The 6,357-nt window shown below is 58.6% G+C and carries 4 protein-coding genes; all 4 read right to left on the minus strand.

All coding sequences use genetic code 11. The annotated features are described in order from the left end of the window. Positions 1 to 31 precede the first annotated feature (31 nt). The 4 genes from ABD050_RS24715 to ABD050_RS24730 all read right to left on the minus strand — a co-directional run bounded on the left by ABD050_RS24715 (position 32) and on the right by ABD050_RS24730 (position 5,663). Complete coding sequence (locus tag ABD050_RS24715; RefSeq protein ID WP_343892203.1) at positions 32 to 913, minus strand: MurR/RpiR family transcriptional regulator; 882 nt, start codon at positions 911 to 913, stop codon at positions 32 to 34. Between the two features lie 82 nt (positions 914 to 995). After that, entirely contained in the window at positions 996 to 2,624 is a 1,629-nt protein-coding gene (locus ABD050_RS24720; protein ID WP_343892204.1) for a class I adenylate-forming enzyme family protein, read from the minus strand. 79 nt (positions 2,625 to 2,703) lie between these two features. Further along, on the minus strand, positions 2,704 to 3,129 hold the full coding sequence (locus ABD050_RS24725) for a hotdog domain-containing protein (protein ID WP_343892205.1): 426 nt from the start codon (positions 3,127 to 3,129) through the stop codon (positions 2,704 to 2,706). Positions 3,130 to 3,293: 164 nt separating this feature from the next. After that, positions 3,294 to 5,663 carry a TonB-dependent receptor gene (locus ABD050_RS24730; RefSeq protein ID WP_343892207.1) on the minus strand — a complete coding sequence of 790 codons (2,370 nt, stop codon included), beginning with the start codon at positions 5,661 to 5,663 and terminating at the stop codon, positions 3,294 to 3,296. Positions 5,664 to 6,357 lie beyond the last annotated feature (694 nt).

Here is a 6,357-nt window from a genome sequence, read left to right on the forward strand (position 1 = left end):
TGCCTCTCACTCGCCTCAGCAAACTGGTCGGTCAGCCGTCACCACGATCGCTCCAGTAGGCGCCCTGCAGCTCGAGAAGGGCGAAACGCTTCTTGATCTTATCTACGTTGGGACGCCCACCCTCCATCAGCAGGAAAGAGATCAGCGCCTCCAGCAACGCCAGGGTGGGCACCAGCGACGTGTAGAAAGAAGAGTTCACATTGGGGACGATGAACACGTGCTGGGCGCGTTGAGCCAGCGGCGAGAGCCGGTTGTCGGTGATTGCCACGATCGTTGCGCCGCGCTCCGCGGCGTGACTGACGGATCGCACCGTCTCGGTCGGATAGGGATCGAAGCTGATGGCCAGAAGCGCATCGTCCTCGCCTATGTCGAGGAACTCGTCGAGCAACATGCCGTGGCGCGCGTCGATCAGACGGATATTATCCTGAAAAGACCGAGTTGCGTAATGAAAATAGAAGGCGGCAGCGAAGGTACTGCGCAATCCGAGGACATAGACCCTGCGCGCCTTGGCGAGAGCCTTGCCGGCGGCAGCTACGTCGGCAGCGCTGACGCTCTGGAACACTTCAGTGATCTGCGCGCCAATCGTTTCGCCGGTTCGCGCGAAGACGGCCTCAAAACCATGATCCCCGCGTTGGTCGACAATTTGAGTCGCGGCGCCGGAATAACGCTCGCTACCGGGACGCAGACTGTCGCGGAAGGGCTCGCGAAAATCATCATACGTATCAAATCCCAGCGTGGTCGCCAGGCGGATCAAAGTAGTCGAACTTACCCCCGCGCCGCTCGCGACCTTGCGAAGCGGCGACAGGGCAACCGTGGTGGGATTTTGAATGACATAGCGCGCCACCTTGCGGAGCCGAGGGGGCAGGCTATCGTAATCTTTCTCAATCTTAGCAAATAACGTGTCGATCGTCATGGCCAAGCGTCCTTTCCTCTCGTTCCCGTCAGGGGACGACCCATAACCCGAACGTTTTGGCCAAGAAACGCCTCTCCTAGGGTCATTGCGAAACCCAACTCTCGGTTACGCGATCATAGCTGCCTGCTCGCAGATCCGGGCTAGCGGCGATCAGCTGCGCCTTTGCGATCTTGCCGGATGCCGTATGGGGCAGCTCAGCCGGGAAGGCATAATAGCGCGGCACCTTGAACGGCGCGAGATTGTCCTGGCAGTGCCGGATGACGGTCGGCAGCAAATCCTTTGTAAGCCTCGCACTGTCGCGCAGGGTGATACACACCTTGATCTCCTCGCCGCGCGTGTCGTCCTTAACCGGCAACGCCGCGACCTCGGCGACTTCCGGCAACGCCACGATCACCGCCTCAACCTCGCGTGCCGAGATATTTTCGCCAGCACGGCGGATCATGTCTTTGACCCGCCCGACGATCCGGAAATAGCCGTCGTCGTCCTGCTGAAACAGGTCGCCGGTACGGAACCACTCGCCGTGGAACGACGCGGCGGTGGCTTCCGGATTGTTGTAATAGCCTTTGAGGATGGATCGCCCGCGAATGAGCAGCTCGCCCACTTCACCCTGTGGCAAGGTGTTCCCTTCCGGATCGGCGATCCGCGCTTCACGGAAGGGCGCGGGGACGCCACATGATCCCGAACCCACCTTCTCCGCGGCCTCGATCGGCACCGATAGCCCCGAACCGATCTCCGTCATGCCGTAAGCCTCACGCGCTACCAGGTCGAAGCGCTCCTCGATCGCCGCGTGCAGATCCCTACTGACGCCGTAGATATTCATTCGGATTACTTCGTTCTGGCCATCCTCCGGCGTCGACGGCTGCTTGAAGACCACCTCTGGCAGCAGCCCGAATTGGATGCGGTGTTCACGCACCCATTTCATGAAGCGCGACCCACTCTGGCGGCGCGCCACAAAGAGCGTACCGCGCTGATACATCGCCATCAGGAAACCCCATTGCGGGTCCATGTAGAAGAAAGGCGTGGATGCCAGGATGCGCAGATAACGACGCCCATCGCGCGAAGCAGCCTGCTTGCCGATCAGCAGCCAATAGTCCTGCGTCAGCATGCACCCCTTCGGGAATCCGGTGGTGCCGGACGTGAACTGGATATTGAGCAGGTCGTCGCGGTCGACCGCCTCGAACGCTCCAGGCACATCCGGTTGCCCATCGGCCAGCGCATCCCAGGATCGATACGTCTCCGAGCCGCCTCCACGCACGAAAACTCGATCGGAGGCCGTAGCCACGGGCGCTCCCGGCACTTCGGCCAATACGGGCAGACAACTTTCGTCGATCAGCAGGTAATCCGCATCGCCCGTTTCCAGCACATATTCGAGTTCGCGACCAGTATAAGCGATATTGATCGGGATCATCACCGCACCGATCCGCGCGATCGCCAGCCAGCTGATCGGAAACGCTGATATGTTGGGGATCATCACGCCAATATGGGAGCCCTTGCCAATACCACGGGCAACCATCCCACTGGCCAATCGGTTCACCCGCGCCTGCAACTCGCGATAGGTAAGCGTTTCGCCGTCCTCGAAGAAATTCAGCGCCACCGTATCAGGAGCCTCAGCGGCCGCCTCATCCAGAAGCGCACCGAGATTCTCGGGCAAAGGCTCGGCCTCTATTTGCGCGCGCCGTTCAGAGTAAGGCGGAACCTTCTGCGACAGCACCTCTAGTCTCGACATTTTAACGGAAAACCCTTCGATGGATCGGATGGCAGGGAAGGAAAACCAGCTGGTCGCAGCCCGGTCAGGGCTGGCCGGGTCGGCACTCGGCCGGCGTCCGCCGCTGGGATTCGAGTGGGGTCACGGCGACCCCGACGCCACGCGCGATCAGTATCGGTTCATCCAGCACTTCGCGGTGCGATGAATTGTCGCTCATACCGTAGACGCGCGGCGCAACATAAGCTTCGTATGAGCGCCGGCGCGACGTGCGGCCTACGGTCAAGACTTGCGCCGTCACTCGAACGAAATCCCCCTGATAGGCGGGCGCGACGAATTCCAGTTCCCCAAACGCCCGCATGAAGCCGATGGCGCCGTCCAGCATCATCGCCATCTTGGTGCTGGCCACGCCGAACAGCTCGACGCTCGTGCCGCCTGGCAAGACATCGTTCGGATAGTGACTGTCCATTCGATTTTCGATCGTGACGGAATAGCGAGCGCAACGCGGATCCATGGAAAACGCCTTCCGATATAAGATCATATGCTCTCTTATACATCATAAAGATCGTATGATCTATAGCGAATTGCAGCCGTCGCCCCCCATCTCGCAAAAACGGCCGCAGCGAACTCCTCGTCGCCGCGGCCGCTCGAAGCTGTCCGTGGGACAGCGCAACGCCCTCAGCGCCGGTAGGTGAGCGTCATGCCGATCACACGCGGCTGCAGATTATTGATGATGAACAGTGAGGTCCCGTTGTCGCTGGCGCGACCTGTAGTGGTGTGGCTGTTCAACAGATTATTCGCGAATACCGAAACATCTAGTGCGTCAAATCGCATTCCAGCCCGCAGATAGACGAGATGCGTCGCCGAACGATCATAATAGTTCGGATTGAACGTAGTGTTGGCAGGATTCTGCTCAATGAGATTGGGATATCCGCTCTGGTAGCGATATTCCGCGTGGACATAGGATGACTTGCCGCCAAGGTCGAAGTCAAAATCACCGGTGACCGTCGCCGTCCACGGCGAAATCGGCAACTTGTCGCCCTTGGTCACAAGGTTGACGCCGGGCAATGATGTTGCAAGCGTCTGCGTATACTTGGCGTCATTATATCCGACATTCGCGCCGAGAGTCAGATGATCGGCAACGCGCGCCGAAAGTTGGACGTCGAAACCTTGGCTCTTGGCCTTGCCGAGATTGGCTACGATAAAAAAACCACAAGGCAGGAAAAGCCGAGACTGGATTTGCGACCAATCGACCCTGAACACGCTGCTCGATATCTGGAGCTTGTTGCCAAACAACTTGTTCTTAGCGCCAACCTCATAATTCCACACACTGTCCGACCCATAAGTAGGGGGAGCAGAGGCGAAACCAGATGCCGCCAGATCGTTGCGGCAAACGGTGTCCGCGATCGGTGCATTGGCCCCCCCGGTGCGGAAGCCCTTTGCGACATTGGCGTAAAATAGATTGTTTTCGTCAACCTTAAACTGCGCGCCGAACTTCGGCGTCCAAGGGCTGTCCTTCGTATTGCCGCTAGCCGACGTTAAACCGCCGTTGTAAAAACCATCATTCTCGCCGTTAAAACTGTATTTGAGTTGCGCTTTACGGATGCCGGCCGTCAATGTGATCCGATCGGTAACATCATAATCAAACTGCGCGAAGCCCGCGATCTGCGAGTTCTTGGAATCGATCGAACCAAAGAACCCCAGATCCCCTCGGACGGTCGAGGGCGCGCCAATCAGCGCGTCCAGGCTGGGCGTATGGAATGACTCGGTATTGAACTGCTTGTTGTGCTCGTAAAAGATACCGGCGACCCACCGGAACGACTGCTGGCGACCGGACTGGATACGCACTTCCTGAGAGAAGGAACGCTGCGTGGTGTAGATTTCATCATAGGAATCCCAATCACCAAATCCCGGAATGTTGACACTGGTCGGGGTTATGGTCGCGCCTAGAAAGAATGAGTCGTACGTCGAGGAATCGGTGATATTGTGATTCTTGCGCTCATAATATGCAGTGCTTCCAATCAACTCAGCCGTGCCAAGCTCGATCTTAGTCGTGAGACTGTAAAGCGTACTGCGATCCCGTCCTGGCGTAGGAATCCGGGCGCCACTGCGGAAGATGCCATGGCTCGGGTCGGAAAAGCCTTCCCACGAGGCCGAAGCGCCGTCACCCGTAGTGACCGGGAAGCCTTGGCTCGTGTTGGTATAGCGATACTGGTGAAAGATCGCAGGCGTCAACTCAACTGCGTCAATTGGCTTCCAGGTCAGCGCTGCGCGCAACGCATAGCTCTCGCCCCAGTTCGCTTGCTTGTCGGCGATTGCCCCGGTGGCGCGATCGATGCGGTCGATCCAACCCCCGTCGCGGCGGTAATAGCCGCTCGCCCGGAAGCCCAGCTTGTCCTGAATGATAGGACCGCCGACTGCCACGCCGCCTTCAAAATTCGGTCCACCCTTATCGATGTATGATGCTTCGCCACGAGCATAGACCGAATATTTCGTGAGGCTCGGTTGAGGTGTGATGTATCGAACCGTACCCCCCATCGAGCCCGATCCAAACAACGTGCCCTGAGGGCCACGCAAGACCTCGACGCGATCAAGATCGAAGAGTGCCGGAACGGCATCGGTGACAAAAGCACCAGCGTTATAGATCTGAACCGGGGTCTCGTCGATGTAGATACCAGTCGTGCCGGCACCTGCGTTGCTGACAATACCGCGAATGGCAATTGCCTTGCGCTGCGTGAACGTAACGCCGGGCGTCAGCGCCGCGATGTCGGCGATTGTCTTGACCCCAAGCAAATCCATCTTCTCCTGGGAGAAGGCGCTGATGCTAAGGGGCACCTTGCTGAGCAGCTGCGAATTGCGTGTCGCGGTGACAACGATGTCTTCGTTTCCGTTGGTCGTCGCGGTGTCGCCGCCGGTCTGCGGGGGCGCTGGGACAGGCGAAGGTACGGGCGCCGGCTCGCTCTGGGCGTGCGATGGCGTCGAAATACAGCCCAGCGAAATCGCCGCGACTGACGCTTTTAAAATCGTCTTTGAATGAAGAATGCTCACCTGATTACTCCCCTCGATCCGGTAATGCCCAGCTGATATAAAATTGCCTGGACTACGTTTCCGCCCGCCAATTTATGGGGTCCGTCACGCGAACTCAGGCACAGGCGGCGCTGGGTTTCCGCCGCCCTCTTCCAGTCTCGCTCGTCTCCGAGCCCACTTCCACGGGGAGCCCGGCAAAGCCTGCACTCCTGAGAATCAAATTATCGAGTCTTACCTCAAGTTTCAACAGATCTTTTCAAACACCTTGCGGATTCTTTGCACTTTTTATTCGGTGTGCCGAAATTCTATCGCTGCACGGCACCGGGCGCCCACCGACGCGCCCTGGCATCTCGGAGAATTTGCCTGATTGTTGGTGGCAAGGCCTCCTCATCGCCACACATGACATGCAAGAACGGATTGAGCGCCTCTTCGCTTTGGAGTGCTTTCGATCTGTGGCGATCGGATTCTGGCGCTCATCTCGCCCCGCCCTGCATCATGGACAGATCATTGCGCCGTTGTTCATTAGAAGGATCGGGCGGTCGAAGCTGCAGCGCGACATTCAGGATGAGAGTCGCGCGACAATCAAGATGAGAATCGGTAGTGGGGTGTGGCGGCGCAGGGCGTAGCCCGTAGCCGCCACACCCCACTACCGATGGCCCGCCCTTTTAGGGGCGTGCCGCTGATGATCGCGGCCGAGCAGGTACACCGAGCCTTT

The sequence above is a fragment of the Sphingomonas oligophenolica genome (genome assembly GCF_039522915.1).
GTDB lineage: Bacteria > Pseudomonadota > Alphaproteobacteria > Sphingomonadales > Sphingomonadaceae > Sphingomonas > Sphingomonas oligophenolica.